Consider the following 26,686-nt stretch of genomic DNA (forward strand, 5'->3'; position numbering starts at 1 on the left):
ATGAACATCAACGATTTCAAAAAATTTGCCACTGCCAATGCTGGCATCAACTCAATGGTGCTCGACGATGTGATAAAGAGCCAGAACCAATACCTCAACCCCTACATTCTTGAGGAGCGCCAGCTCAACGTCACCCAAATGGACGTATTTTCACGTCTGATGATGGATCGCATCATCTTCCTTGGCACACAAATTGACGATTACACTGCCAACACACTGCAAGCACAGCTGCTCTACCTCGACTCTACTGACCCCGGCAAGGACATCTCCATTTATGTCAACTCTCCCGGCGGCTCAGTTTATGCAGGCCTGGGCATCTACGACACCATGCAATTCATTCAAAGCGACGTGTGCACCATCTGCACCGGCATGGCAGCCTCAATGGCAGCAGTGTTGCTCGTAGCAGGCCAGGAAGGCAAGCGCTCTGCCCTACCCCATAGCCGCGTCATGATTCACCAGCCAATGGGTGGCGCACAGGGTCAGGCTTCAGACATCGAAATCACCGCACGCGAAATTCAAAAACTCAAGAAAGAGCTTTACACCATCATCGCCGACCACTCACACACCGACTTCGACAAAGTGTGGGCCGACTCCGACCGCGACTATTGGATGACAGCACAGGAAGCCAAAGAGTACGGCATGATTGACAAAATATTCGAACCCAAGAAAGCTTAAAGCACACATACACTAAATATGGCTAACAAAAAAGAGCACAAATGCTCATTCTGCGGCCGCTCTGAGAGCGAAGTGCCCATGATGCTCAACGGCGCCGATGGCTACATCTGCTCAGACTGCGTGCAAAGTGCCTTCCACATGCTTGAGGAATATATGCCTGGTGCCACACAAAACGGCAAAAACACCAAAACCACCCTGAAGGACATTGACCTCAATGAAGTGCCAAAGCCAAAGGACATCAAGGCATACCTCGACCAATACATCATAGGACAAGACGATGCCAAACGCTTTATGAGCGTAGCCGTATACAACCACTACAAGCGCCTGGCCCAAGCCACAGACGGCAAAAAGGACGATGATGTTGAAATTGAAAAGTCTAACATCATCATGGTTGGCTCAACCGGCACGGGCAAAACATTGCTTGCCCGCACCATAGCCCGCCTGCTCGATGTGCCATTCACCATTGTCGACGCCACCGTATTTACCGAGGCCGGCTATGTAGGCGAGGACGTTGAAAGCATTCTTTCGCGTTTGTTGCAAGTGGCCGATTACGATGTGGCCAAGGCCGAACGCGGCATTGTGTTTATCGACGAGATAGACAAGATTGCCCGCAAAGCCGACAACCCATCAATCACACGCGATGTAAGCGGCGAGGGTGTGCAGCAAAGCCTGCTCAAACTGCTCGAGGGCACAATGGTCAACGTGCCGCCAAAGGGAGGCCGAAAGCACCCCGACCAGGACTATATCCACGTCGACACCCGCAACATTCTGTTTATTTGCGGAGGCGCATTTGACGGCATCGAAAAGCGCATAGCGCAGCGTCTCAATGCCCACACCGTAGGATACAACTCGGTGCAGAATGCCAAAAAGATTGACCCCAAAAACCTGATGAAGTACATCGAGCCGCAGGACCTCAAATCATTTGGTTTAATTCCCGAAATTATCGGACGTCTGCCGGTTCTCACCTATCTCAATCCGCTCGACCGCGAAGCACTTGCCCGCATCTTGGTTGAACCTAAAAACTCAATCGTTAAACAATACATCAAGCTATTCGAAATGGACGGTGTTAAACTCACCTTCACACAGGACACGCTTGACTACATTGTTGACAAAGCTGTCGAGTTCAAACTCGGCGCCCGCGGTCTGCGCTCTATTGTCGAGACCATCATGATGGACGCCATGTTCGAAGTGCCATCTACCGACAAGAAGAGTTTTGAAGTGACCAAAGAATATGCCGAAGCGCAAATGGAAAAGCGCGGCAATCTGGCATAACTACGACAGTGCACACACTGGCAGCATACACCATCATATTATTTTCTGCCAAGAGCTGACAGCATTCTCTTGCAATCAGTAAATAAAAAAACGCGAAACGGGGAGTAGAAAGATCTATCCATCTGATAGATTTCTACTCCCCGTTTCGCGTTCAACGCTACGCCGTTACACTACAAACCGATGCGCACAACATGTGCAACCACCTACTTTTGCGTGCAGGCTCTGTGCTGATTTAGTGCAGGCAGACACATAGTTTGTCTACACCGCCTAAAGCGCTGATACTCAATGCAGTGCAGACGAATGTTTCAAGTTCATTCATTGGTGAAGTACCTTACCTGCATCTACACGATTCAACAATTCTGGTTCCCCCTTGCCGTCGTAGTACAAATCAAGCGTATCGTTATGCCCCACACGGCTCACCACAAACCGCTTGCCGTCGGCATAACAATGTTTGACTTCATAAGCCTCAGTATGTCCCTCAAGCACCACCAGATGCTTGCCTACAAAACAAATGCCATTGCCACCCACTATCTCGCCACGCCTGTATGGAGTGATGCCAGGCAAGCGATAGTCAAATGGCAAATACAAGTCACCCGCTCGCTGAAATTTCACGCACCCTATTTCTACCAGTTCAGGCTTTGTGTCAAAACATATCCGGCTTTCAAGGTCTACATAGTATTCTGTGCCGTGCTCTTTCACATGCAAATAGGCATCATCAAGCAATTCGGCATAGTCAAACTTAGGATCAACGTGTGCGTCAAACCTCTCAAAGTATTGTGTTCGCAGCAAATACTTGCCCTCCCAATTTTTCACCACACGTACGCCATAAGCCTGCTGCCCCACCGCCGTGTACGAGCCAGCCGGCCGCCACCGGCCGGTTCTTTCATCACGCACCAATGTGTTGTAACCCGTTGCACCATTACGCACTATGCGCACGTCCATTGGTTCACGATAGTCTGCCAATCTATAGCCAGCACTCACATCAGCCATTACGGGGTAGGCAAACATACACGTTTCTCTAAAATGCCTTGCTTTTTGTTCAAAGCTCTCTTTGCGCCTTGTCCACTGATCCTTCTCTATTTTCCATTCGGCCCACTCCATTGGCATCAAATTCCTGCTATAATCCTTTTTGTAATAATAACGTCCATCGTGTGCTTCAAACAGGGCATAACCGTCCATTCTGTCAACCAAACGATAGAGCTGTGGCACAGGCGAAGGCGAAATATAATATTGACGGAAGCGCAACCCGTCCTCCACGCCACGCTGCAACGCATCATGTGTAACAAAGTCGGTCTCTGTCAGCCATCGTGTCTGCACTCTGGGGTAGAGTCGCACACCATCAGCCGTAACAAATTCGAGCCATTCACATCGCACCACATTGGGTTTCCGCACAAAACGCACACCATTTTTTAAGTCAATCCAAGGACGTTCCCGGTCTGAATTGCGTCGGCTATGCAAACGGGCAAGGCCATGTGCGGTCAACTCTATTTTGCTATACGTGCACGGCAACACCTCATTGCCTTGCGCATCAACTATGCCCTGTCGACCGTCCATACCACGCACCAGTTTGTAACCATAGTCCAAATTCAAGTCGTAGCGGTGCCCGTCGTGTGTCATCACCACAACCATTTCGGTTCGTTTCGCATCTGTAGACATAACGTCTGACGTTTTAGACCGACTGGTCAAAATCCCCATGTCGAGTACGCTCCTTGCTTGCCTTACATCTGCCTTTCCCGCCACACGCCCATCGAACATGGCCTGCCAGTCACGATCGTCCGAAGGAAGACCAAACAAGCGGTAAAGCCCCACATTATCCAATATCAAACAATACTTTTTGCCCTCATACACACGCATGCCGCGCCCCACCTGCTGCAAATACTTTGCCAACGAAAGTGTTGGGCGCGCCAACTGTATGAACTCCACATCTGGGCAGTCAAATCCCTCGCCAAACAAGTCAACATTCACAAGCACATCTATTTGTCCCTGCTTAAAGCGTTCAACCGCCCGGTTGCGTTCATCAGCAGGTGTTCGAGCACTGATGGCCAGCGCTTTTATGCCATGAGCACAATAGTAATCGGCCACATGATTGGCATGGTCTATGTCTATGGCATAAACAATGCCCTTCTTGCCATACGCATATTGCTGCACTGTATGGCAAAGTCGCTCTATACTGGGACGCACATCAAGTTTTTCGCGCATTTCCCTCAACGAGAAATCGCCGTCTGCGGCACGTTTTTTCAATCCGCACACCACCTTTTGCTCCTCGCTGTCGGGCCTTACCGACATGTAGTCGTATAGCGACAAACGGCCGTTAGCTATAAACTTATTATACGACCACGATTGCAGCAACACCTCAAACAATTGTCCAAATCCACGACAGTTGAGCCGGCACGGGGTGGCGGTCAGTCCCAGCTTTTTAGCCCCATGGCAAGCGTTCATCACCTCGGCATACGTAGCAGCCAGCGCATGGTGCGCCTCGTCTATCACCATCAAACCCGGTTGTTCGCCCATCTCTCCGTAATGGCGGCACAGCCACTGAATGGAATACACCTTTATTCTGGCATCATGGACCGCCCCAGCTGCAGCACCACCCTCCGCACCAAACACCTCGGGCAGCACCTGCTGCAAGGTATGCCGCACCTGGGCCACCAATTCGCGACGATGCGTAACTATCCACACGCAACCACCATGCAGCCTCAACCAGTCACAAACGCAAAAAGCCAACAAGCAGGTTTTACCCGTGCCTGTTGGCATTTGTACCATAACAGATTGATGCGACTCAAAGGCCGCATCAATTCGTTGCTTCATGTCAAGCTGATAATCGTAAAGTCGCATACTACTCATGCGTATTCCTGATTTTGGAAAAAGGAAATATGGGTGGTTCTAACAATTCTGGAACAGGGATTTGTGCGCTATCGAAAGTGCTTTTCACATTTCAGTATTGCAAAACTCTTAAAACAGAATTTTTAGAATCACCCATATAATATTGCAGCCCATTGAAACCGAACGAATAGCGGGCCTACGCCTCAACAAGCATCACCACCCTTGGACTACCAAAGGGGCCTTCTTCAACAGCCTCCATGCGTCCCGCCATACACTCCTCAAACAGTATGGTGTGCACACGCAGTTTCTCGGCTCCACTGTGCTGCATGATGTCAGCCACAGCGCAACGGCCGCCATGCTGTTTAATATAGTTGATTATCCGTTCTCTGTCTTGTTCTTTATAGTTCATATTATTCACTATTACGTTCTTAAAACTTTGTACCCGACACAATGCGGTAAAACGTGAGCCACAATATTTTGGCATCGAGCCACCACGAGCGGTGTTCAAGATAAATAAGATCGTAGCGCAATCGGGCAACCATCTTGTCCACCGTGTCGGTGTAGCCATTATAGAGCGTGGCATACGATGTCACCCCCGGGCGTATTTGATACAAGCAAGTGTAACGCGGGTCGCGCTCCATTATCTTGTCTATGTAAAATTGCCTTTCGGGGCGCGGCCCAATAAAAGCCATATCGCCACAAAACACATTCCACAACTGCGGCAATTCGTCAAGATGGTGTTCACGCAGAAATTTGCCAATCTTTGTCAATCTCGGGTCATGTCCCGTGTTATACAGTTGCGGCCCCATCTTTTCGGCATCAAGCCGCATGGAGCGGAACTTGTAAATGTAGAATGGCCGTCCAAAGCGCCCTATGCGCTCTTGCTTGTAAATGGCGGGGCCACCGTCCTCACGTCTCACCGCTATGTAGCAGTACAGAAATAGGGGCGAAAACACTATCAAGCACCCAAGTGCCGTAAACATATCAATTATACGCTTTACATTACGTTCAAAGGCATTCATACCATCGGGTATGAACTTAAAATGTTCCATATTCTGCTCTTTGATTGTTTGTTGAAATAGCTGGTGTATGTTGTTCTTCATATTGGTTTCGTGATATAATTAAAGCACGCCTTTTGGGCGCACCCGACAAACCCTGTGGAGGGCTGTGCAGATGCTAACCCAAAAACTGAGTTGCCAAACGATACATGATTGCCCAAAAGTAGTACCTTTGCACTATGAATCAGAATGGCAATAAAAATATGTATGAGGGCCTCGCCTCATATTTCCTCCCCGAAGGAGTTCTTAAATATTTCGAGGTGACAGACTTTGCAACACAGCGTACTCTGGACAAGGATGTTCTTTACACAACAGAGCTTCACATCTATCTGGATGAGCGCGACAATCGCACACCAGACATGAAGGATTCCGTGAGCAATGGTTTTGGGGAAGAATCATGTTTACTTGACTATCCAGCCCGAGACAAGAAGGCGGTACTTCACATACGAAGAAGGCGTTGGACAATGCCGGATGGCACAACAAGAAGTGTTGACCTTGACAAGGAGTTTGAACTGAAGCATAAGGGCACTCGATACGCGAAGGACTTCGCGCTTTTTTTAAAGAGGGCGAATGGACTCTGAGACGATAACCGCTCGTCAGATTGGTTATACGTACATGATTAACAGCTCCACGTTTGCCAAAAGATACAAGGACGCCCTGAGTAACTTCGAGACGTGGGAGCAGAAGGATCACGCATCCAAGTGGATTCTTATTCCGCAAAACGTAGGTAAGGAGCAAGGCATAGACGAGACCTCCCTCCAGGGCGAACTGTACACTATCGTTCACAACAAGGATGCCCATGGTCGCAAGGGTGCAATCATAGCAGTAGTCAAGGGAACGAATCCTGCTGACGTACTGAAGGTTCTCATGCAACTACCTGCAGATAAGCGTGAAATGGTTGAGAATATCACGATGGATCTCTCAGATTGCATGCGTGTCATAGCCCGAGAGGCATTCCCTAAAGCCACAGTCATACGTGACTGCTTCCATGTCGTAAAACGCGGTGGAGAGGGCTGCGAAGAGATACGCCTGCGCCTGAAACGAAAAGCCGTAAAGGAGGCGAACAGACAGAAGGCAGAGTTTCGCAAATACCTCGAAAATCTGGCAGCGCAGAGAAAGGCTTACCGCGAGCGAATGAGGAAAAGGCATGGGAAGAACTGGAAGAAGAGCAAGCGCGGAAGAAAGCCTATGAGGCTGAACACTCGCTTTGAACCCAAAAGGCTTGAAAATGGCGAGACTCTTGTAGAGGCACAGACACGATGTCGCAAGCAATTGTCCATGAGCCGAGAGAAGTGGAGCGCAACGCAGAAAAAGCGTGCGAAGATACTTTTCGCACTCTACCCAAAACTTGAAGAAGCATACAATCTGATCAACTCCCTTAGAGCCATATTCAGAAACAAGAAACTCACAAAGGAGACTGCCAAACAGAATTTCAAGGGGTGGTATGAGAAAGTGGCTTCCTGCACTCTGCGTGAAATCAAGTCCGTACGCGATACCATCAGATTCTATGAGGATGAAATCCTGAACTACTTTGACGGACGTAAGACTAACGCTTCAGCTGAATCGTTGAACTCAAAGATCAAATGCTTTCGTGCACAAGTAAAAGGAGTCATAGACATACCATTCTTCATGTATCGTTTAGCAACAGTTTTGGGTTAGCATCTGCACGGCCTACTCCACAGGGTTTGTCGGGTGCGCCGANNNGGCGCACCCGACAAACCCTGTGGAGGGCTGTGCAGATGCTAACCCAAAAACTGAGTTGCCAAACGATACATGATTGCCCAAAAGTAGTACCTTTGCACTATGAATCAGAATGGCAATAAAAATATGTATGAGGGCCTCGCCTCATATTTCCTCCCCGAAGGAGTTCTTAAATATTTCGAGGTGACAGACTTTGCAACACAGCGTACTCTGGACAAGGATGTTCTTTACACAACAGAGCTTCACATCTATCTGGATGAGCGCGACAATCGCACACCAGACATGAAGGATTCCGTGAGCAATGGTTTTGGGGAAGAATCATGTTTACTTGACTATCCAGCCCGAGACAAGAAGGCGGTACTTCACATACGAAGAAGGCGTTGGACAATGCCGGATGGCACAACAAGAAGTGTTGACCTTGACAAGGAGTTTGAACTGAAGCATAAGGGCACTCGATACGCGAAGGACTTCGCGCTTTTTTTAAAGAGGGCGAATGGACTCTGAGACGATAACCGCTCGTCAGATTGGTTATACGTACATGATTAACAGCTCCACGTTTGCCAAAAGATACAAGGACGCCCTGAGTAACTTCGAGACGTGGGAGCAGAAGGATCACGCATCCAAGTGGATTCTTATTCCGCAAAACGTAGGTAAGGAGCAAGGCATAGACGAGACCTCCCTCCAGGGCGAACTGTACACTATCGTTCACAACAAGGATGCCCATGGTCGCAAGGGTGCAATCATAGCAGTAGTCAAGGGAACGAATCCTGCTGACGTACTGAAGGTTCTCATGCAACTACCTGCAGATAAGCGTGAAATGGTTGAGAATATCACGATGGATCTCTCAGATTGCATGCGTGTCATAGCCCGAGAGGCATTCCCTAAAGCCACAGTCATACGTGACTGCTTCCATGTCGTAAAACGCGGTGGAGAGGGCTGCGAAGAGATACGCCTGCGCCTGAAACGAAAAGCCGTAAAGGAGGCGAACAGACAGAAGGCAGAGTTTCGCAAATACCTCGAAAATCTGGCAGCGCAGAGAAAGGCTTACCGCGAGCGAATGAGGAAAAGGCATGGGAAGAACTGGAAGAAGAGCAAGCGCGGAAGAAAGCCTATGAGGCTGAACACTCGCTTTGAACCCAAAAGGCTTGAAAATGGCGAGACTCTTGTAGAGGCACAGACACGATGTCGCAAGCAATTGTCCATGAGCCGAGAGAAGTGGAGCGCAACGCAGAAAAAGCGTGCGAAGATACTTTTCGCACTCTACCCAAAACTTGAAGAAGCATACAATCTGATCAACTCCCTTAGAGCCATATTCAGAAACAAGAAACTCACAAAGGAGACTGCCAAACAGAATTTCAAGGGGTGGTATGAGAAAGTGGCTTCCTGCACTCTGCGTGAAATCAAGTCCGTACGCGATACCATCAGATTCTATGAGGATGAAATCCTGAACTACTTTGACGGACGTAAGACTAACGCTTCAGCTGAATCGTTGAACTCAAAGATCAAATGCTTTCGTGCACAAGTAAAAGGAGTCATAGACATACCATTCTTCATGTATCGTTTAGCAACAGTTTTGGGTTAGCATCTGCACGGCCTACTCCACAGGGTTTGTCGGGTGCGCCGCCTTTTGGTCTTTATAGCGCGCTTATCAAAAAGGTTAGTTTTTTCTTCTGTAACGATGCAAATGCTGCCATGTAAACTGCCACAATTTGAACAAAGGGTCACACAATGTTTCAGTAGGGAAATATCTTACAAAGCGTACATTGCGATGTAACGACCGCACAAAACGATACAAAGCCGTTTCGTTAGCCTTACGCTTGAGCCGTTCGTCATATTTACCAAAATTGCCCGACCTTAATATTTCGTCCATTACAAAGCGGCCAGAATATTCGTCGGGCGGCACAATAAAATAATTTGTCGAAAGCCCAAATAACTGTTGCAACACATACATCAAGGCTCTGGCAAATGACGTCAAATTCAAACTTTCAAAATGCGCAACCACTTGTTCACGCTTATCAACCGGCAATGATTTTACCACGTAATAATAATCCATCACCTGCCTCAGCCCAATGCCCTCGCCCAACAGATGACGATAGATATGTATCAACACATATACGGCATTGAAGCTCTCCGTTGGTACTGGCAAGGTAGCACCGCTACCATTTCTCAATAATTCAAAATGCTCAAATTGCAAAGCCGATTGCTGCTTGAAATAGTGCTGCAATTGGGCATTCGACAAACAAGAGTTCATCCACGAAGGGGTAAAATGCACCTCCACCTCCACCCCATTCACGGGCGGATAATCTACATGGTGATAGCGTACCTCACCCTTTGGACATACCTTGCGCACATATTTAAGCACCTGCTTGCGCTCTCCCTCCACCCACAAGTCTACATCACCTGGATTGCGGAGTTCAGGGTGCGGGTAAAGTAACGCAAGTCCTTGTCCTTTTAATACTGCCGAACGAAATCCATTAGCCGCAAAAGTTTTCACTACATCTATTGCTGCCGCATTCACGCGTTCGTTCATCACCTGTATTTGTTCTGCCACGGCATACCACCTCAGCAACACATCTCGTGGCGGACGCTCTTTTTCCTGCAAACTGCTGACGTATGGCCAGAGCACACCCACCAAAGCCTGCTTGCGCGCATCATCAAAAGCTTGCTGCCACTCATGTTGCGAAAACGCTAACGGGGCTTCTGTTGGCAATGCAAAAGATTTACGCAACAGCCTCACCAAAGGCATGTGCCTTTGGTCAATGCCTAAATTGTTCATTTGTTTATGATTCTATCGTATAGTTTTTTATATCCATCTACCATTTGTTCTGCTGTCAGTTCTGTACTGAAAATCCTTGCAGATTTTTCGGCAAAGGCTTTATAAATATCTTCACGCTCTAATATGTATTTTATTTTATCGGCAAAAACCTCCGCTTTGTTTTCAAGCGCAAAACCATTTTCACCGTTTCGCACGATTTCGCTTACGCCCCCCACATTCGATGCCACAACAGGCAATCCCGCCCGCATTGCCTCAATCAGCACCATCGGCAGCCCTTCGTAGTTACTTGACAGCACAAACATATCTGCCATTTTACAGCAAGCCCCGGCCTCTTGTATATTGCCTAAGAAATACACATTTTTACCATGTGGCTCGGTCACGGGTTGCTGATTACCAATCCACACAAACGCATACTGAGGCAACAATGCTGCAATCTGCAAAAATAGGCTTACATTTTTTTGAGGGGAAAGTCTGGCTATACAAAGCACAGTCTTTTCGTAACCATCACTAATACTTTGCCAATCCACACGACATACCGCACCATTGTCACTTTGCGGAATGCCATTATACACCATTCTGACATGGTGAGTTATACCCTCTTCATACAAATGTTTCTCGTCGTATTTACTCACCCCTACGATGTACTGGCAACGCCGCTGCATCAGTTTCTCTATTGGTAACAATTTGCGGTAAGCCACACGTATGGAATCAAACCCATGTACCGTGTACACAATTTTGCTTTTCGGCAAAGCCACACGCCCTAACATACCAGCCTTCGATGAATGCAAGTGTATCACATCGGGCTTGTATTTGCCGCACAAGGCGCGCAAGCTGAAACATGCCTTTACGTCATTCAACGGAGACAAAGCACGCTTCAAGCACATACACGGTTCGCGTACTACTCTCTCGTCAAGCATATTCCACAATTTTCCATCTCCCTCACCTGCCACAACTATCACCTTGTGTTCTCTACACAAAGCATTCGACAGACAGGCTACAACCGACTGCGCTCCACCAAGATTGGAGCACGTTATAACTTGTAATATGGTCATATTCTAAAATAAATCTACTTATTGCAATTTATACATTACAAACAACACGTATATCTTTTTGCTATACCATACGCATATAGCCAGACATACTATTTCGTTTTGTTATAACAAAAAGAATATCTATTTTTGCCATATCTTTTAATCATAGCAAAAAGTTACACATGATACAACTTATCAATCGTCCTCAGTACACAGAGCGTATCAAGCCATTTGTCAATAAAAACATCATCAAAGTGCTAACCGGCCAACGCCGCGTTGGCAAAAGCTGCATTCTGCTGCAATTACAACAACACATAAAGGAATGTACCCCAGAGGCAAACATCATTTACATCAACAAGGAGTTTGAGCAATTTTCATCTCTGCGTTCAAACACAGAGCTAACCGATTACATCAATCAGCACCTCGATAACACAAAGCCTAACTATCTTTTTATTGATGAAGTGCAGGACATCGCAGGTTTCGAACATACCCTGCGCAGCCTGCAAGCGCAAGACGCCTGCGACATTTACATCACCGGAAGCAATGCCACCATGCTGTCAAGCGAACTTGCCACCTACCTTTCTGGCCGCTACATCGAATTTCACATATTCAGCCTAAGCTACCTTGAGTTCTTGACATTCCACAAACTTGACCACTCCACCGCAAATCTGCGCAAATATCTTACCTTCGGCGGACTACCTTATTTGTCAAACCTCGTTTTAGAGGAAGACATAGCCTTCGAATACCTGCGCAATGTTTACTCCACCATTCTGTTGAAAGATGTTGTAAAACGCGAGGGCATTCGCAACGTAGATTTTCTCGAACAACTGGCCCTTTACACAGCAGATAATGTCGGCAACCTGTTCTCATCTACCAACATCAGCAAATATCTGAAATCACAAAAGGTAAACATGACGCCCTTGTCTGTCATAAACTATTTGCGCGCACTGCAAAACGCTTTTCTCATACACAAAGTGCAACGCATCGACGTGAACGGCTTGCGAAAATTCGAGATTGGCGACAAATTTTACTTCGAAGACCTGGGTCTGCGCAACTGTCACCTTGGCTTCAACTTGCAAAAGGACATTCACAAATTACTTGAAAATGCCATATACCTGCACCTCCGCCAACTTCAGTACCAGGTATATACAGGCCAGCAAAACGGAGGGCGCGAGATAGACTTCGTTGCCATGCGCAAGGACGAGGTTGTCTATGTGCAGGCCTGCCTGCAACTGACCGATGAATCCACCCGCCAACGTGAGTTCGGCAACTTGTTAGCTATAGCCAACAACTACCCCAAATACGTGGTCAGCCTCGACGAATGGACCTCCGGCAGCAATGTCGATGGCATCAAGCATGTGCATCTGGGAGATTTCTTGAAGATGGAGAGGTACTAACATTGCTATTTTACAATTTGCCTCTTTGCGAAATAATATTCAAGAAAGTATCTTGTTATTCTAAGTCCCAATAAAGAATGTAACAATGCGACGTTCCTCGCTTTAGGGTTCTGCTTATACTTTAATAACCACTTGTAGCGCCTTAAGCGTTCATAATACGTTTCCCTAATAGATTTATCCAGTTGTCCCAATTCCCCCAAACAAATACTAAGTTCATACGCAAGAAAAGATTTTAGATAATCTTTAGTACGATCTTCAAAGCTACGTTTAGCAATCTTTTCTAACTCACGTTCTATTATATTTAGTTGACAATCAATAGTTCTGCCACATATTGAACTTGTTATACTACCTGACACACCTTGCCTGTACGCATAAATGTACTCATTAACGAACATACATTTCTTTGAGCCGTCAAGCAAATCAATAAACCAAGGTATATCCTCGGATAACATTCCTTTAATGAAAGTAAGCCCCATGTCTGAAAGTGATTTCTTCGAAATCACTTTCAGACATGCGCTCATTGGTAGCGTCCCCGACGCTACCAATGAGCGCATGGCTGTGTCCTTGTCTGTAGGTACAGCCAATCTCTCATCATACGCCGGCCACTTTGTATATGTATTGGCATTTTGATTGTAATAAGAGCAATTAAAACTAATAAAATCACATTCAGGGTGAGCCTCAACCAACGCCATTATTTTTTCCAGACTTTCCTTGCCTACCCAAAAGTCATCACTATCCACAAAAATAATGTAATCACCTTGAGCACGTTCTAAACCATAATTTCTGGCATCAGACAGCCCACCATTAGTCTTGTGTAAAGCCCTTATGCGTTCATCGCGTTTTGCCCATTCGTCACATAACACTGGACATTTGTCTGGAGACCCATCGTCTATCAAAAGTATTTCAAAATCCTTGTATGTTTGCGACAAAAGACTTTCAATACAAATGGAAAGATATTTCTCTACTTTATAAACAGGGAGTATAAATGATACTTTCATGCCTACTTTACAAATTACTCATATTTATTCCTTAAATCCATCTGAAAGTATAAGGTGAAATTCCACCATCACCATGTTGTATTCCAAAATACGACATTGAAATACAAATAAATATAAATACAATGCCAACAACAACCTTATATAAACCATTTCTATTGGAATCATGCAACAAGAAATAGGTCAAATAAGCAAATAATAAGACTTTTAATGAGCATAAAGCAAACGGGACACGACTTAAGAACATAGATATACCAAAAATGTTTGAAAACAATACACCTACGATAAAACATCGATATATATTTCTTACCCACTCACACTTATAATATCTAATCATTGGCACGGAAAAAGATATAACAATTATATTCAACAAATGGTTTGCCATGATTCCCAAACCTGTCGAAACCTCCATATCAATATCAAGGTTTTCCAAATAGCCCAAATATTTTTCATTTGAGATAAACATCGGCAAAAGATTTGTTATATAATCTCCAAAAAACGAAGCAAATAAGATAGAGACTATGTAAACTACAATCATAATCCCTCTATTTTCTAATACCCCTAAGCGTTTATTGCCAATAAAATAAAAAGGAAATAAAATAGCCGATGAATAATGTATGAAAAAAGCGCAACAGCAACAAATTATATACTTGAATACGTTTTTCCCTATATATTTCACTGACAAGAAAAAGAAACAAGCGGCCAAAGCTTGTCTCTGTATATTTAATGCCGATGCCAAGAACGTTGTAAAAAAGAAGAATAGAACATAATGAAATCTCTTATAATCTTTGTCTGTAGAATAAAACGTCAAAAACATCATCAACAATACTATTGTCATAAAGAACAACGAAGTTGACATCTTCAACGATGCACAAATAGTATTTATAATTAAATACAAAGGTTCCAGTCTCGAAGTTACAATTTCATTCCAACTTATACCATAATTACATATTGCTTCATAATAACCTTTATAATTTTCCCAGTCAGATCCAACCTCGTAACGCCCGCCCAATAATAAGCCGATAACCAAGAATAATAACAAATAAGCAATTATTTTCCTCTTTTCATTGGCTATATGCTTTACAAACAAGCCTGTAATCACCGATAGTATTATCAACCCCCAATAAACGAAATAAGTAAAAAGCATATAAACCTATCTTTTATACAAATTAAAAATAGACTCCAACAAACCATACAATTTCATCTTATAGCATAACACTATAAAATTATCCCGGACACTAAGAGCTAAACTGTTACGGATATACATATCATAAACACTTTCAATTTTACTCCAACTTTCACGATTCCCTGTTTTAAGCAGGAACAACGCTGAACGAGCATACAAAACCTTTAAGCTTCGTGCAAACTTGTCCTTATCTTCTACTTTTATAAAAAAATCGAATAACAAGTCATCAGCCCTTTTCATATTATTTATAGACGTCTCATTTATATTGTTTGAATATGAAGACACATTAGATTGCTCATAGTAATATAGTGTATCTTCAAGCCAATCTATCCTTTCTGCCTTATAAATAATTCTTGGAACCACGACATAATCCTCACCTTGATTAATGCCCTCTTCAGACCGAACTTCAGTTGCCTTGTAAAATTTGGAATCATAAAACTTGTTCCACATTGAAGCAGGAACTCTATTTGATAAATAGTTATTTATCAACGATACTTTATCCTCTACTTGCAATGGCACAGGGAAGATTCCATCACATTTTACTATTGAGTAACCAAAAATCAACACTTGAGAAGATTTTTGGCTAATCCTTTCGACCAATAAAAATATTGCGTCCTCTCTCAAATAATCGTCTGAATCTACATGCATGAGATAATCACCTGTAGAAGCATCTAATGCAGTATTTCTTGCAGCAGATAATCCTCTGTTCTTATCATGGTGAAGTATTTTGGTTTGCTTTTTACGATCAGGATATTCTGCTAATACGCTATTGAGTATTTCTATAGATTTGTCCTTTGTACAATCATCTACAAAAATATATTCTATATTTTCGTACGTTTGTTCAAATAGGCTTCGCACACAACGCTCTATATATTTCTCTACACCATAAACAGGTACAAGTATTGAAACTTTCTTATTCTCCATACTATAACAGTCTACATTTCTTACCGTTTAACAAACAATAGTTGTATTTTTTGTAGCAGCCATATTTGAATAATAATATATGGATTAGGACAAGATATCAGCTACAACTAAATAGTTACCATATCATACACGTCTCTTTATTTTCACAAAAAGCTCCGTCAATCTGCGACCTAATATTCTTTGTATTTTTTCTTTTACCTTCATACCCTTCGGCACCCAACTCCCGTCAAAGTGGTGAATGCACAATGTGTTGGGAGTTATATTCACCACCTTGGTCTCGTAGTCCTTGGGGCAAAGCCAGTCTTGCGGGAGCAGGGTGAAACCGTTGACGGTCTGCAGCTGATTGTTAGGCACAAAACCATATTTAAGCAACGTGTTGGTGATGCGCGTCACATTGGTGGTCAAGTCCATTGAACCGTCGGACTTCACAAAGTGCAAGCCATCATATTCAGAGAGTAGCTCCTTGAATATTGGCAAGCCCTCCCGACAAGCCATCAGGCCTGTCGGGATTCGCGTCGCTGACTCAAATCCCGACACCGCATCATATTGGAGTAGCACGTCAAGCGGCTTAAGCACCTCAACATCTGTGTCCATATATATGCCGCCTTCGTGATATAAAGCATGCAGACGCACCACATCTGTTACAAAAGCAAATTTGCGATTGTCGTATGCCTCACGCACATAGGGGTATTGGTCGAGGTCAAAATTGTCCTCGTTCCACTCTTTTATCTCATACTCCGGCAGGTATTTCTTCCACGAAGCAATGCACTTTCGTGCCATTTCGGGCATTTTGCCGCGCCCGAACCAACAGTAATGTATCCTTTTGGGAATCATGATGTCTTGATTATTTTATTGTTTATATAGTTTGTTGCCATCACCAACGCAGTTGTCGACAGAATTGTCGACACAACTACAAGGCTTATGGCTAAATAGGGTGAAGAGATATGTGGTATCAGAGCTAAAGGACCAAGTATAAAGATGTGATGCGTGATGTATATGTAAAAGCTGTATTTGTCGAAAGGAACTATTGCAGGCATAAGGCGAGCAACGGGCAAGCGAGAAAGGACCTTGATGCCCAACAAACAGAACGCTACGCCCGCCACACCATGCCAAGCCTTATTCAACACATTATCATACTGGAGTATCACCTCCCAATTCAAGTAACAAGTCAATAATACGAAAAGCACAGAGAAAAAGCACAATGCGTAATTTCTGAGCCTTCCTAATCTCGCATAACAATACCCTGCGGAATAAAGTGAAATCCATGTAAAACAAGCAATGTCCTTTTTTAGCATCATATAAATTAACGCATTAGCTACAAGCAATATGAGCAACAAATATGGAGCAAACTTCTTAAAACGTTGCAGCAATGGCGTTGTGGCATAGCACACCGCTATAGCCGTCATAAACCACAAATGAGAGAGGCCGTTATACCCCCCCCCTAAAAGCTTGAATATCAAACAGATACGACACGTAATTCAGAAGTTTCACAGGCTCATTGCAAGCGAATTTCATGACTGTCAGCATTACAACAGAGAACAATGCTACGGGTATGTACAGTTTGCGTATTCTTGCGCTGAACCATTTGCGCCAATCTGCTATGTACTTGTGTCCATATAAATAGCCACTGAGTACAAAAAACACCTGCACACCTACATTGAATAGCCATGCCCAATTATTGCCATAGGCTTGCAACAGATGACACAGCACTATCATCAGCATCGCGCATGAACGTACAACGCTGATGGCATTACGCTCCGATGCCGTAATGTCAATACATTTATTTTGATTTACCCAAAATTCTTTCATACAATTGCGTCATATCCTCACACCAACTACGAGGTGAGAGCAATTCTTCGTTATTATGCTTGCTTACTTTACATTTCTCTTCCAACTCTTTCTTATCAGCTTGTATAAACTGCTCCATTTTGTTTGCCAAATCCTCATAATCTCCGTCTTTGAACAAGAACGCTGACGGGTTCTTTGAGTTCCAATACATCCCTGGAATGTCGCTTTGAATGACAGGCGTCAAGAAATAAGTAGCCTCGGCTATGGCTAATGACATTGTTTCACCTCGAGAGGCACAAATAAAGCAACTTGTTCGCTCTAACAATGGAGCTATATTATTCTCCGCTTGCTTAAGCTCCAACCATTCTGGCATTGATGTCAAGCCTAACCTGTCTCTTAGAAAAGCGTCAAACCATTCTCTTCGTATGTATGTAAGGATTAGCTTAAACTTTACACCCTTTTTCCACAACAAATCAGCTGCACACAATATTACATCTGCACCTTTTCCTTCAGGCTGGGTTGCATACGCCGTAAATGTGGGCAAAGTCAAATTCTTTTCACCAAGTGACATAGGTGTGACATCGTCAAACATATCCATCACCAAACCATTTATACGATACATGACACCTGGATAGTGCAATTTCTTGTAGGTCTCGTTATCATACTGCCTTATCGGCAACAAACCGGCACACTTGCACTGACCTATAATCGAAGCCACCTCCGGCGATACGCCCACCACATAAGCATTCTTTCCATACCAATGATAATGCCTCCACATCAGCAAGCGGAAACGTATTTGCTTCAGTAAGGCTAATGGTCCTGTCCGCTTCAAACGTACCCAGTCATGGCCATGAAATACTACCTTGCACTTACTGCCAATGCACCTTAAAGCCTTTACTGCTGGTATATCGTATGCCTCAAAATTGGTATGAATAATATCTGGGGCTACCTCTGAAAAGATTTGTACCAATTGCCCTGCAACCTTTGAATAATCTCCATTGGTAAAGAACACCCTGTCAACCTTCTTGATATCATCAATCCAACCTCTGTGGGCTGACTGGGTAGGGAAAATCCAACTTACCGATTTTACCCCCCCCGCTTTAAGTTGCGCAGATAATTTTTCAAACAATGGTATTATGCGGCCTGGGTATGGAGAATTACAAGCCCAAAGAAATATCACGTTCTTGCCTTCTAACTTCATAATGTAATGATTAACTGTTATGCTTACCCGTTGGCGGAATTTCAGGTTAACGAGTTAAGAAGTTGACAAACAAGTAAGTTGCCATACACTACTTGTTATGTTAAATCCATAATGGTAAGAAGCTTAAAAAGCCTGGCAAACTTACCTGTTAACCCGTTAGCTTGTCAACTTGTTTACTAATTCCACCAACGCGTTATGCTTATATTCAACAACTCACCTTAAGCTATCCACAATACGTCCACATGCCTTGCCATCGCCATAGGGATTAACCGCATGACTCATTTTGGCATACGCATCAGTGTCTGTCAAGAGTTCCGACACATTGTTATATATCTTGTTATAATTCGTGCTAACAAGCTTTACGGTGCCCGCTTCCAATGCCTCGGGGCGCTCGGTCGTGTCGCGCATCACAAGCACAGGCTTGCCAAGGCCGGGAGCCTCTTCCTGTATGCCGCCGCTGTCGGTAAGCACAATGCTGGCCTTTTCCATCAGATAGACAAACGACAAGTATTCAAGCGGCTCAATGAAAAACATGTTGCCAAGATCTGTCAAATCGGTGCCGAACACCTCGTGTATGGGCTTTCGCACATTGGGATTGAGGTGCATGGGATAAACAAAATCCACATCGGGGAATTGCATGGTCAAATCCTTGATGGCACGACACATCGAGATAAAGCCATCGCCAAAATTTTCACGGCGATGGCCCGTAATCAGCACAAGCCGTTTACCGCCAACCAAACGTGAGGTGTCATAACCTGCCGAAACAAGTTCTGCTGCCAACAACTGGTTCAAACTGGCATCGTTTTTAATTTTATCCACCACTATGTGCAACGCATCAATCACAGTGTTGCCTGTAACTGCAATCATTTTATCCTTCACGCCCTCAGCCAGCAAATTCTCGCGGCTCAGCTGCGTCGGGGCGAAGTGATATGTGGCTATGCGGCCAGTTATCTGGCGGTTCATCTCCTCGGGCCAGGGGCTGTAAATGTTGTGCGTACGCAGTCCGGCCTCAACGTGGCCCACAGGTATTTGCTGGTAAAATGCCGCCAAGGCAGCGGCTGTTGACGTCGTGGTGTCGCCATGCACCAGCACCACATCAGGCCGCACCTCTTTCAGCACATCGCGCATACCGGTCAGCACACGCGCCGTCACATCATACAGGTCCTGACCCTGTTTCATGATATTGAGGTCATAGTCAGGTTTTATCTCAAATATTTTGAGCACCTGGTCAAGCATCTCGCGGTGCTGGCCTGTCACACACACAATGGTCTTAAAATCTTCGGGATTATGTTGAAAAGCTTTCACGAGTGGCGCCATCTTGATGGCCTCCGGACGTGTTCCAAACACTAAAAGGATTGTTTTCATCTTTATATCAAAGGTTAATGTTTAACGCGTTGACGGAATTAGCAAACAAGTTGACAATGAATTCAGCCAACGCGGTGTTTAATTCGTTTGTACAAATACTTAAGTAGGGGGTAAACTACAGGTATGCGGCGAATGGCACTTATGGCATTCACCCTCATTTGTTTCAGTCTATACCCCCGCTTATACCCCCTCAGCAGCGGGGCGAACACGGCATCGCTCTGGCGCGCGTAACCACTGACAAAGGCGGCACGCTCGGGCGGACAGGTTGAGGGGCGCTTGAGCTGGCCATTGCCGTCGACGGCCTCGGCCACAGTACGCTCCTCCATCAACATGTGGGGGCGCACCATCTCTACAAGGCGCTGCCCCTTGGCTGTGCTGGGCATGATGAGCGACACCCCCTTGCCACGGGGTATGACTGTGCCCTGGTAACCCCAAAAGTCGGCCACCGTCACATCAGCGGTGCGCGCAGCACAGGCATAAGGGCAGTGGTAACAATTGTCGCGGAATGTGAGGCCGTACATAAAGGCCGTGATGTAGGTGTTGCGCAAAAAACGCTGCGCTGCTTCGGGCAGCGGGCTGCCCGAAGCAGGTATGGCACTTTCAACGAAAGTGCCAAACCTCAAATCAAGATTTGAGGTTTGGGTTGAGTGTATACGGCGGAACGTCACACGTTCCGTTCCATCAGGGCGAAGCCCTTTTTTACGAAACATACTTTCGACGTTGTCGCGCAACAGCTTTTGCGACGGCACACCATGACACACCAGGTCAAGGCAATAAAGGTTGTCATAGCTGCGGCGCAAGTAATTACGCAAGCCGGCTATCTGACACGCCGTGCCAGTGAACAACACTACAAGGCCTGCATTAAGGTCGGCTTTAACCTGTCTGAAAGTGGTGCCTATACTGCTCTGCACGTATTTTGAGCCGCGCATGGCGCACATGTCTTCCACCGAGGCAAAGCGTTCGTGGGCTATGTCGGTGTAGCTGCGCATACGGCAACCATACACCACACCGCCCTGTTCGATAATGGCACGTGCCATTGTACTTGCCGCTCCGCCTGAGGCACTCTTGTCAAGCGCCTCAGCCTCACTACATATTGCTGCAAAGGCCTGCAAGGGGGCATGCTTTTCGACAGGGTTCACCACGGGGCAAACCTTTTGGCACAGTTTGCAGTCAATGCACTTGGCGGCGTCAATGCGGGGGTGCACATAGCCTACGGCCCCTGTCTCGACCATGCTGATGGCCTGCTTGGGGCAGGCATTATAACAGGCCGAGCAAGCGGTGCACTGCTGTTCGGGACATATCTGTTCCATATTTTGATATAGGTGGTTGACGGGGTGACAGATTGACGGGTTAACGGATTAACGGGGTAACAAGTTTACAGGTTGACGGGGTAACGGGTAAGTTTAAGTTCCTGACCATTCTGACTTTAACATAACAAGTAGCGTATGGCATACTTACCCGTTAACTTGTCAACCCGTTAACCCGTCAACCTGTCAACCAGGGAAGGAGTATGGTCAGTTTTTCAACGATGATGACAAATAGCGCAACGAGGCTGCGCGCTCTGTTTCAAGCAGGGCAAGGGCTTTGTCACAGTCAATTGGCGGTACATTATCAAAATTGCCGTCTGTCACGAAACGGCCCTTGATAGCAAGTTTGCCAAGCAAATTTTCAAGTCGTGAGTTTTGATTGTTCCACGCGCCGGCTTTGAAGCGTTGGAAGGTGTAGAATTGTTTTTTGAACAAGATGGAGAACACTGTGGCATGAAACGAGTCGGTCATGACCACATCGGCATGGCGCACAGCACTTAAAAACTCCGACGGCCCGCCCCACAACACATGCCTGGCCTGTCCCTCATATTCGGGGTGCAGCCCCATCAGCACCAGTTCGAGGCCATGCTGACCGGCATAACGCCGCGCCACGTCCAGATAGACGGGATTGTTGGTAAGCAGGTAACAGAACAAATATTTGCAGCCGTCAGGCACCACGCGTTCAGCACACAAGGGTTGCCAGTCGTCGGCCGTGAGCAGCAACGTGGGGTCGACCACTGCCGGCACATTGCGGTGCAACATATCTGAAAGCAATGTCGCACCCTGTTGTTCACGCACCGAAAGGTGGGCAAACTGCTGCAGCAGGGGTTGTACTACCTGCCGCCACTCATCTGAGGCACTGGTACTGCCAAGGCTCGGGGCGTAAGCCACCTTCTTCTTGTCTGTGAAGTAGAGAAAGAAGTAGGGATTGACAGGCTTGATAATGGGCGACCATATTTGGTCGCTGCCGCACAAAAAGGTGTCGTAGCGGTTGCTCACACGCGCAAGGTCGGCCGTTTGCCTGTCTATTTTGAGCCAGTCATTGCTAAAGCGTGCATAACACTCATTCACGCGGCGCATCACTTTGGGGGGCCGTGCCACCAGCTTGTGCCACAACCACGACAGGGCCTTGCGCCACACGGGACGCGGGTCTATAAAATGCGGAGCGTCATTAAGTATGTGGTTTTCATATCCCAATGACTGCACCACATGCTGCAAGGCATACGCCTGCAAGTAGGTGCCACAATTATTGTAGTTTATCCACGTAACGGTGGCAGTCTTTACTTTTTCCATCTCGCTATCAATAGTTTCACTTTGTCATTAACAATAGCCCGCTCACTTTGGGTTATGCCAACTGCATAAACGGTTACGACCATTATCACAACAGACAGTAGTGACGAGGCTATCAGAGTTTGCCACCCGTCGCTCATCTGGGCGCGAACAACATAGGCCACCGGCACCACAATGAGTGTGACAAGCAATATGCGCCACAACACGGTGCGCACATAAAGGCGGGCATCATACCCCACCATTTTGTGCAACAGCCACAGGCGCAAAACAAGCAGCAACAGCGACACGACCACATACACCGCATACACCGACACTGGCGAAGCACCGGCCTTGAGTGCCACATACGACAGCGGCAGGTTGAGGAACAGCACCGCCGACACGGCCAGCTGGTAATTGCGTATGCGGCCATAAGCCTTGGCCACCGTGGCCAGCAGGTTTGACAGACAGTCGGCCATGGCACCCACTATGGCCAAATTGCAAAAGGCCGCACAATAGTCGGGGGGCGTTTTGAGCCACAACCTCAGTATATAGTCCATGTTGAGCATGGCGGGCACCCCCAACAGCATGAGCAGATAGTACGAATAGGTTACGCCTTTGTTGGCGAGCATCATCATGCGGCCCTTGTCGCCGGCGGCATACGACTTGATAATCTGCGGATTGACGGCCGTTTGAAAACTCATGACAAACTGGTTCAGCCCCGTAATAACCTGCACGGCTATGGCACGTGCGGCATTGACCACAGGACTGAAAAATATGTTGAGCAGTATGTTCACGCCCTGCCCCGTGCCGGCCCAGGCCATCTCGCCCAAAGCACTCCACACGGCAAAGGAGAACAAATTGCGGAACACGCGGGTGTCCCACACACGCTTGAAGCGTACCGCGCGCACCTGCACATGGCAACACCAGGCATAGAGCGCCGTGACGAGTAACGAGGCCACAAACAGCAGTATGCCATAAAACGGCAAGCGGTCGAAACTGCACCACGCGAGCACATACACCACCGCAAGCCTCAGCACCACCTCGAGTATGCCCACATAGGCGTAGGCATTCATCTTTTCGTACGATATGAGCAGGGCTATGTAAGGCACTTGTATGAACGACATGCAACAAGTGAGCACCGACCAATGAAACAAGCTGCAAGCTGCGGCATACCTGGCAGGGGGAATATTTAAGTAATGCTCAAACAGCACCTGACCGGCGGCCTCGCTCAGCACAATCAGTGCCACAGCTATGAAGGCATGTATGAGCACCGACATGCTGTATATGGTGTTAAGTTTGCCTGCACTGCCGCCACGGCCTATCTCATACGACAAATAGCGCTGCACGGATATGGCCATCGAACTATTGACAAAAGCAAACAGGGCCACTATGCCTGCCACCACATTATAGATGCCAAAGTCCTCCACACCGAGCACTTCAAGTATCACACGCGAGGTGTAAAACGTCACGAGTGTCTTGAACAGCATGCGCACGTAAAGAAACAACGTGTTTTTGGCTATACGTTTGTTGTCTGATATCATAAATACTAAACATTAATGGCCTTCTGCCACAACAAGCTTCTAGAGTTCGCACACCTCACCCACCACTCTCTCGACCCACTTCAAGTTCACGGCATTCTCAGCGCCAGCTTCAGCGCGTTTGTATATCCACACCACCTCGGCACCAGTTTCCTGGGCGTAAGCCTTAATCACGTCGTGCGTGCCGCCACGTGAGCGGGCGGCGGTGATGGCAATGTCACATGGGTGGGACTTGAAGTATGATACGTTGGCGCGTAACTCGGCGGCATTGTCACCTTTGGTGGCAACGGCTATGGTGAGGTCGTTGTAATGGCAGATGGCCTGCGTGTCGCTGGTGGTGTATGATATGGGCTCGCCGTTAAGTATGTCAATGACCATACGCAAGGTGCGCGTTTTGCCAAGATTGCCACGACCATAAAGCACAATGATTTTGTGGGGTGTCATAAGTTGGGGCATTAGAAGTAAAAAAACGCACGAAAAAAGGCGGACACATTGCTGTGCCTGCCATTACTGCTTTATATTTTAGTATATTTATTGCATTACTGAGACTTAACTTTAAGTCACAGCATCATTTGCTTAAAAGGTTAATAGTGATTATAATAATGAGTCACCATCTCTGCCACCGGCACTTTGTGCAGCAACACATGGCGCTGAAGCAATTGTCGCCAAATGAGCAGACGCGTGCCTTGCCACATCTCGACAGCCGCAGCAGCCAAAGCGTTGAATATGGACAGTGAAGGGTTGTCTGGCAAGGGTGCCTTCAATGCTGCCACCACTTGCGTTGCCATACTGTCGGCATGAGACAAATCATAATTGACGGCGGTGTCGTGATAAAATCCTGAAATGCAGTCGGCTGTATGCGATAATGACACCTTGGGCGAAAGCGGCACCTTGGCACCATGCCACAAAGTACTGGTCAGTAAATGGTGCATATTAGTATACTTCTTCGCCACCAAATCGGTAAGCAACTGGTCATGCTCATCGGCCGTCAAACTGGCCAAATGGTCATAAAAGTCACCCCACGAGGCCACCACCCTCACCCGTCCGCCATCGGTTGGGAGTAAGGCAAAATGGGCAAAATATTCGTAATCGACATCAGCAGGCGGCGCGTAGCGGTCAGGCGCATATTGTGCAAACGAGAACAGTGCACGAAGGTTACACCGCCATATCAGTTCAACAATGCCATTGTGTGTCAACACCACATGGTCGGCACCGGTGGGCATGACACTCCCTGCTGTGGGGGTAAGAAACGGACGCAACGTGTGGTCGGGAATGAACTCACACAACGCCTCATCAATGTTTGACCGGTCGGCCTTGAAGTATTTAGCCAGTATGCGGAAGTTGCTGTGCATGGAGGCATCGAGCTGTGCCAGCACCTTATTTTGGTAACGCACTTCAACCTCCTGGCTCTGCCGTGCATACGCCACATCGCTCATGGCTGCCGTGCGACGCACGGATTGCTTCAGGTTATAAGTCTTGAGCAATGCGCGCAATGTGGCGGGGGCACTCTCTGTGGGGTGCTGCGCCTGCAAGTGACCTATAATCTGGTCGATGGCGCGCCACACCCCCACTTCGGCCGAACGCTGTCCGTGCCGCGCCTCGTGCTCTATGCACAAGTCGTACTTGCGGATATCGGAGATGCTCAGGCAATGGTCATTGCCAAAGCTCACAAACAGACGGCGGTCCTTCACGCCCTTGTGCTTTACCTGCTTTACCACTCCCGTCCAACCCTCGAGCGGTCCATTGAGCACACGCACCACGTCATGTTCGCCAATGAGGTCTTTGTAACATTTGTCCACAATGGCAAGCCCCTCAATGTTGTCAGCATAACGGTTGCTGTAAAACATGAAGCGCTCCATATCCTCATTGTCTATGGTTGAACGTGCAATGATGGTCTGCTGATCATAGCCTTGCACATGGCTGCAAAGCAAGTGGGCCCTCATGCTCACGGTTTGTTGTCCGTTAACATTGCCCGTGCGACCGTATGCGGCATCTTGTTTGTAAACAAAATAGCCCTTATGGTTGATGTGCCGTTTAAGACTGGAAACAGACTTTACCTTTACAAACAGGAAGCCATACAACAGAGGTCTGAAACGCAGACGTTTAACCCCGCGGGCATCAACATGCTCCTTGCGGCACAACGGCAGATAGATGTCTTTAATGACATCGGGATATTTTTCGTACAGATCTTCTTTGGTATTCTGTTCCTTAAAATCCTCAACTCTTACTATTAGCCACATAATTATGTTAACGGGAAAAGCACGGTGATGACACCTGAAATTTCTCTGTAAAGTTTTCTGACGGACAAGCAGGCGTTAGCCCCTATGTGTTTACGGACATTGCATTTTTACCGATGCGGGACGAGGCTGCTGAAAATAAC

24 protein-coding genes are annotated in these 26,686 nt (G+C 46.6%); 7 read left to right on the top strand and 17 right to left on the bottom strand.

Features of this window, described 5'->3' with window-relative positions; translation table 11 throughout:
- The first annotated feature begins 6 nt into the window (after window positions 1-6).
- Window positions 7-675: an ATP-dependent Clp endopeptidase proteolytic subunit ClpP gene (clpP, locus tag BQ5453_RS13055; RefSeq protein ID WP_071123675.1), complete on the top strand. Its 669-nt coding sequence runs from the start codon at window positions 7-9 to the stop codon at window positions 673-675.
- An 18-nt stretch (window positions 676-693) separates the two neighbouring features.
- Window positions 694-1,947: an ATP-dependent Clp protease ATP-binding subunit ClpX gene (gene clpX / locus BQ5453_RS13060; RefSeq protein ID WP_071123516.1), complete on the top strand. Its 1,254-nt coding sequence runs from the start codon at window positions 694-696 to the stop codon at window positions 1,945-1,947.
- A 315-nt stretch (window positions 1,948-2,262) separates the two neighbouring features.
- Here clpX and BQ5453_RS13065 read toward each other — a convergent pair whose 3' ends face one another.
- From BQ5453_RS13065 to BQ5453_RS13075, 3 genes are all read right to left on the bottom strand, one after another.
- A complete protein-coding gene (locus BQ5453_RS13065; protein WP_083361241.1) occupies window positions 2,263-4,791 on the bottom strand; it encodes a DEAD/DEAH box helicase in 2,529 nt (842 codons plus the stop codon).
- A gap of 175 nt (window positions 4,792-4,966) precedes the next feature.
- Complete coding sequence (locus BQ5453_RS13070; RefSeq protein WP_071123518.1) at window positions 4,967-5,179, bottom strand: hypothetical protein; 213 nt, start codon at window positions 5,177-5,179, stop codon at window positions 4,967-4,969.
- A 19-nt stretch (window positions 5,180-5,198) separates the two neighbouring features.
- Window positions 5,199-5,822: a sugar transferase gene (locus BQ5453_RS13075; protein WP_071123676.1), complete on the bottom strand. Its 624-nt coding sequence runs from the start codon at window positions 5,820-5,822 to the stop codon at window positions 5,199-5,201.
- A gap of 209 nt (window positions 5,823-6,031) precedes the next feature.
- Here BQ5453_RS13075 and BQ5453_RS13080 point away from each other — a divergent pair, with 209 nt between their 5' ends.
- The 4 genes from BQ5453_RS13080 (at window position 6,032) to BQ5453_RS13095 (ending at window position 9,111) form a co-directional block, all read left to right on the top strand.
- Window positions 6,032-6,409, top strand: a complete 378-nt coding sequence (locus BQ5453_RS13080) for an ISAon1 family transposase N-terminal region protein (protein WP_143033257.1) — start codon at window positions 6,032-6,034, stop codon at window positions 6,407-6,409.
- 34 nt (window positions 6,410-6,443) lie between these two features.
- The gene (locus BQ5453_RS13085) at window positions 6,444-7,487 is read left to right on the top strand and encodes a transposase (protein ID WP_074027632.1); all 1,044 of its coding nucleotides are present in this window, start codon (window positions 6,444-6,446) and stop codon (window positions 7,485-7,487) included.
- A 168-nt stretch (window positions 7,488-7,655) separates the two neighbouring features.
- A complete protein-coding gene (locus BQ5453_RS13090; RefSeq protein WP_143033257.1) occupies window positions 7,656-8,033 on the top strand; it encodes an ISAon1 family transposase N-terminal region protein in 378 nt (125 codons plus the stop codon).
- 34 nt (window positions 8,034-8,067) lie between these two features.
- Window positions 8,068-9,111 (top strand): transposase, encoded by a 1,044-nt coding sequence (locus BQ5453_RS13095; protein WP_074027632.1) that lies wholly within the window; start codon window positions 8,068-8,070, stop codon window positions 9,109-9,111.
- 75 nt (window positions 9,112-9,186) lie between these two features.
- On the opposite strand, the gene BQ5453_RS13100 is transcribed toward BQ5453_RS13095, so the two are convergent.
- Both BQ5453_RS13100 and BQ5453_RS13105 read right to left on the bottom strand, forming a co-directional pair.
- A complete protein-coding gene (locus tag BQ5453_RS13100) occupies window positions 9,187-10,305 on the bottom strand; it encodes a nucleotidyltransferase domain-containing protein (protein WP_071123519.1) in 1,119 nt (372 codons plus the stop codon).
- Entirely contained in the window at window positions 10,302-11,357 is a 1,056-nt protein-coding gene (locus BQ5453_RS13105; RefSeq protein WP_071123520.1) for a glycosyltransferase, read from the bottom strand. Before BQ5453_RS13105 ends, BQ5453_RS13100 begins: the two co-directional genes overlap by 4 nt.
- A 161-nt stretch (window positions 11,358-11,518) precedes the next feature.
- On the opposite strand from BQ5453_RS13105, the gene BQ5453_RS13110 reads away from it, so the two are divergent.
- Entirely contained in the window at window positions 11,519-12,733 is a 1,215-nt protein-coding gene (locus tag BQ5453_RS13110) for an ATP-binding protein (RefSeq protein WP_071123521.1), read from the top strand.
- A 5-nt stretch (window positions 12,734-12,738) separates the two neighbouring features.
- Here the strand turns inward: BQ5453_RS13110 and BQ5453_RS13115 are convergent, their stop codons facing one another.
- From BQ5453_RS13115 to BQ5453_RS13175, 12 genes are all read right to left on the bottom strand, one after another.
- The gene (locus tag BQ5453_RS13115) at window positions 12,739-13,731 is read right to left on the bottom strand and encodes a glycosyltransferase (protein ID WP_071123522.1); all 993 of its coding nucleotides are present in this window, start codon (window positions 13,729-13,731) and stop codon (window positions 12,739-12,741) included.
- A gap of 31 nt (window positions 13,732-13,762) precedes the next feature.
- Window positions 13,763-14,830 (bottom strand): EpsG family protein, encoded by a 1,068-nt coding sequence (locus BQ5453_RS13120; RefSeq protein WP_235860099.1) that lies wholly within the window; start codon window positions 14,828-14,830, stop codon window positions 13,763-13,765.
- 51 nt (window positions 14,831-14,881) lie between these two features.
- Window positions 14,882-15,838 (bottom strand): glycosyltransferase family 2 protein, encoded by a 957-nt coding sequence (locus tag BQ5453_RS13125; protein WP_071123524.1) that lies wholly within the window; start codon window positions 15,836-15,838, stop codon window positions 14,882-14,884.
- A gap of 123 nt (window positions 15,839-15,961) precedes the next feature.
- On the bottom strand, window positions 15,962-16,672 hold the full coding sequence (locus BQ5453_RS13130) for a glycosyltransferase family 32 protein (protein ID WP_071123525.1): 711 nt from the start codon (window positions 16,670-16,672) through the stop codon (window positions 15,962-15,964).
- A 594-nt stretch (window positions 16,673-17,266) separates the two neighbouring features.
- Window positions 17,267-17,647 (bottom strand): acyltransferase family protein, encoded by a 381-nt coding sequence (locus tag BQ5453_RS13140; protein WP_083361242.1) that lies wholly within the window; start codon window positions 17,645-17,647, stop codon window positions 17,267-17,269.
- On the bottom strand, window positions 17,619-18,827 hold the full coding sequence (locus BQ5453_RS13145) for a glycosyltransferase family 4 protein (RefSeq protein ID WP_071123528.1): 1,209 nt from the start codon (window positions 18,825-18,827) through the stop codon (window positions 17,619-17,621). The genes BQ5453_RS13140 and BQ5453_RS13145 overlap by 29 nt, the downstream gene beginning before the upstream one ends.
- 213 nt (window positions 18,828-19,040) lie before the next feature.
- Window positions 19,041-20,192, bottom strand: coding sequence for a non-hydrolyzing UDP-N-acetylglucosamine 2-epimerase (wecB, locus tag BQ5453_RS13150; protein WP_071123529.1), 1,152 nt, complete (start codon window positions 20,190-20,192; stop codon window positions 19,041-19,043).
- 62 nt (window positions 20,193-20,254) lie between these two features.
- Window positions 20,255-21,502 (bottom strand): Coenzyme F420 hydrogenase/dehydrogenase, beta subunit C-terminal domain, encoded by a 1,248-nt coding sequence (locus BQ5453_RS13155; RefSeq protein WP_071123530.1) that lies wholly within the window; start codon window positions 21,500-21,502, stop codon window positions 20,255-20,257.
- Window positions 21,503-21,706: 204 nt separating this feature from the next.
- Complete coding sequence (locus BQ5453_RS13160; protein WP_071123531.1) at window positions 21,707-22,792, bottom strand: polysaccharide pyruvyl transferase family protein; 1,086 nt, start codon at window positions 22,790-22,792, stop codon at window positions 21,707-21,709.
- Window positions 22,780-24,309: a lipopolysaccharide biosynthesis protein gene (locus tag BQ5453_RS13165; protein WP_071123532.1), complete on the bottom strand. Its 1,530-nt coding sequence runs from the start codon at window positions 24,307-24,309 to the stop codon at window positions 22,780-22,782. The genes BQ5453_RS13160 and BQ5453_RS13165 overlap by 13 nt, the downstream gene beginning before the upstream one ends.
- Window positions 24,310-24,348: 39 nt before the next feature.
- A complete protein-coding gene (locus tag BQ5453_RS13170) occupies window positions 24,349-24,750 on the bottom strand; it encodes a hypothetical protein (RefSeq protein ID WP_071123533.1) in 402 nt (133 codons plus the stop codon).
- Window positions 24,751-24,890: 140 nt separating this feature from the next.
- The gene (locus tag BQ5453_RS13175; RefSeq protein ID WP_071123534.1) at window positions 24,891-26,546 is read right to left on the bottom strand and encodes a hypothetical protein; all 1,656 of its coding nucleotides are present in this window, start codon (window positions 26,544-26,546) and stop codon (window positions 24,891-24,893) included.
- Between the last annotated feature and the right edge of the window lie 140 nt (window positions 26,547-26,686).

The sequence above is a fragment of the Prevotellamassilia timonensis genome (assembly GCF_900106785.1).
Taxonomy (GTDB): domain Bacteria; phylum Bacteroidota; class Bacteroidia; order Bacteroidales; family Bacteroidaceae; genus Alloprevotella; species Alloprevotella timonensis.

Bases quoted from the DNA above. Each gene is read 5' to 3' on its own strand.
- BQ5453_RS13145 (WP_071123528.1), bottom strand. From the start codon at position 18,827: ATGAAGTTAGAAGGCAAGAACGTGATATTTCTTTGGGCTTGTAATTCT.
- BQ5453_RS13140 (WP_083361242.1), bottom strand. From the start codon at position 17,647: ATGAAAGAATTTTGGGTAAATCAAAATAAATGTATTGACATTACGGCA.
- BQ5453_RS13065 (WP_083361241.1), bottom strand. From the start codon at position 4,791: ATGAGTAGTATGCGACTTTACGATTATCAGCTTGACATGAAGCAACGA.
- BQ5453_RS13115 (WP_071123522.1), bottom strand. From the start codon at position 13,731: ATGAAAGTATCATTTATACTCCCTGTTTATAAAGTAGAGAAATATCTT.
- BQ5453_RS13110 (WP_071123521.1), top strand. From the start codon at position 11,519: ATGATACAACTTATCAATCGTCCTCAGTACACAGAGCGTATCAAGCCA.
- BQ5453_RS13085 (WP_074027632.1), top strand. From the start codon at position 6,444: ATGATTAACAGCTCCACGTTTGCCAAAAGATACAAGGACGCCCTGAGT.
- wecB (WP_071123529.1), bottom strand. From the start codon at position 20,192: ATGAAAACAATCCTTTTAGTGTTTGGAACACGTCCGGAGGCCATCAAG.
- BQ5453_RS13155 (WP_071123530.1), bottom strand. From the start codon at position 21,502: ATGGAACAGATATGTCCCGAACAGCAGTGCACCGCTTGCTCGGCCTGT.
- clpX (WP_071123516.1), top strand. From the start codon at position 694: ATGGCTAACAAAAAAGAGCACAAATGCTCATTCTGCGGCCGCTCTGAG.
- BQ5453_RS13080 (WP_143033257.1), top strand. From the start codon at position 6,032: ATGTATGAGGGCCTCGCCTCATATTTCCTCCCCGAAGGAGTTCTTAAA.
- BQ5453_RS13100 (WP_071123519.1), bottom strand. From the start codon at position 10,305: ATGAACAATTTAGGCATTGACCAAAGGCACATGCCTTTGGTGAGGCTG.
- BQ5453_RS13175 (WP_071123534.1), bottom strand. From the start codon at position 26,546: ATGTGGCTAATAGTAAGAGTTGAGGATTTTAAGGAACAGAATACCAAA.
- BQ5453_RS13125 (WP_071123524.1), bottom strand. From the start codon at position 15,838: ATGGAGAATAAGAAAGTTTCAATACTTGTACCTGTTTATGGTGTAGAG.
- BQ5453_RS13075 (WP_071123676.1), bottom strand. From the start codon at position 5,822: ATGGAACATTTTAAGTTCATACCCGATGGTATGAATGCCTTTGAACGT.
- BQ5453_RS13170 (WP_071123533.1), bottom strand. From the start codon at position 24,750: ATGACACCCCACAAAATCATTGTGCTTTATGGTCGTGGCAATCTTGGC.
- BQ5453_RS13090 (WP_143033257.1), top strand. From the start codon at position 7,656: ATGTATGAGGGCCTCGCCTCATATTTCCTCCCCGAAGGAGTTCTTAAA.
- BQ5453_RS13165 (WP_071123532.1), bottom strand. From the start codon at position 24,309: ATGATATCAGACAACAAACGTATAGCCAAAAACACGTTGTTTCTTTAC.
- BQ5453_RS13105 (WP_071123520.1), bottom strand. From the start codon at position 11,357: ATGACCATATTACAAGTTATAACGTGCTCCAATCTTGGTGGAGCGCAG.
- BQ5453_RS13160 (WP_071123531.1), bottom strand. From the start codon at position 22,792: ATGGAAAAAGTAAAGACTGCCACCGTTACGTGGATAAACTACAATAAT.
- BQ5453_RS13070 (WP_071123518.1), bottom strand. From the start codon at position 5,179: ATGAACTATAAAGAACAAGACAGAGAACGGATAATCAACTATATTAAA.
- BQ5453_RS13130 (WP_071123525.1), bottom strand. From the start codon at position 16,672: ATGATTCCCAAAAGGATACATTACTGTTGGTTCGGGCGCGGCAAAATG.
- BQ5453_RS13095 (WP_074027632.1), top strand. From the start codon at position 8,068: ATGATTAACAGCTCCACGTTTGCCAAAAGATACAAGGACGCCCTGAGT.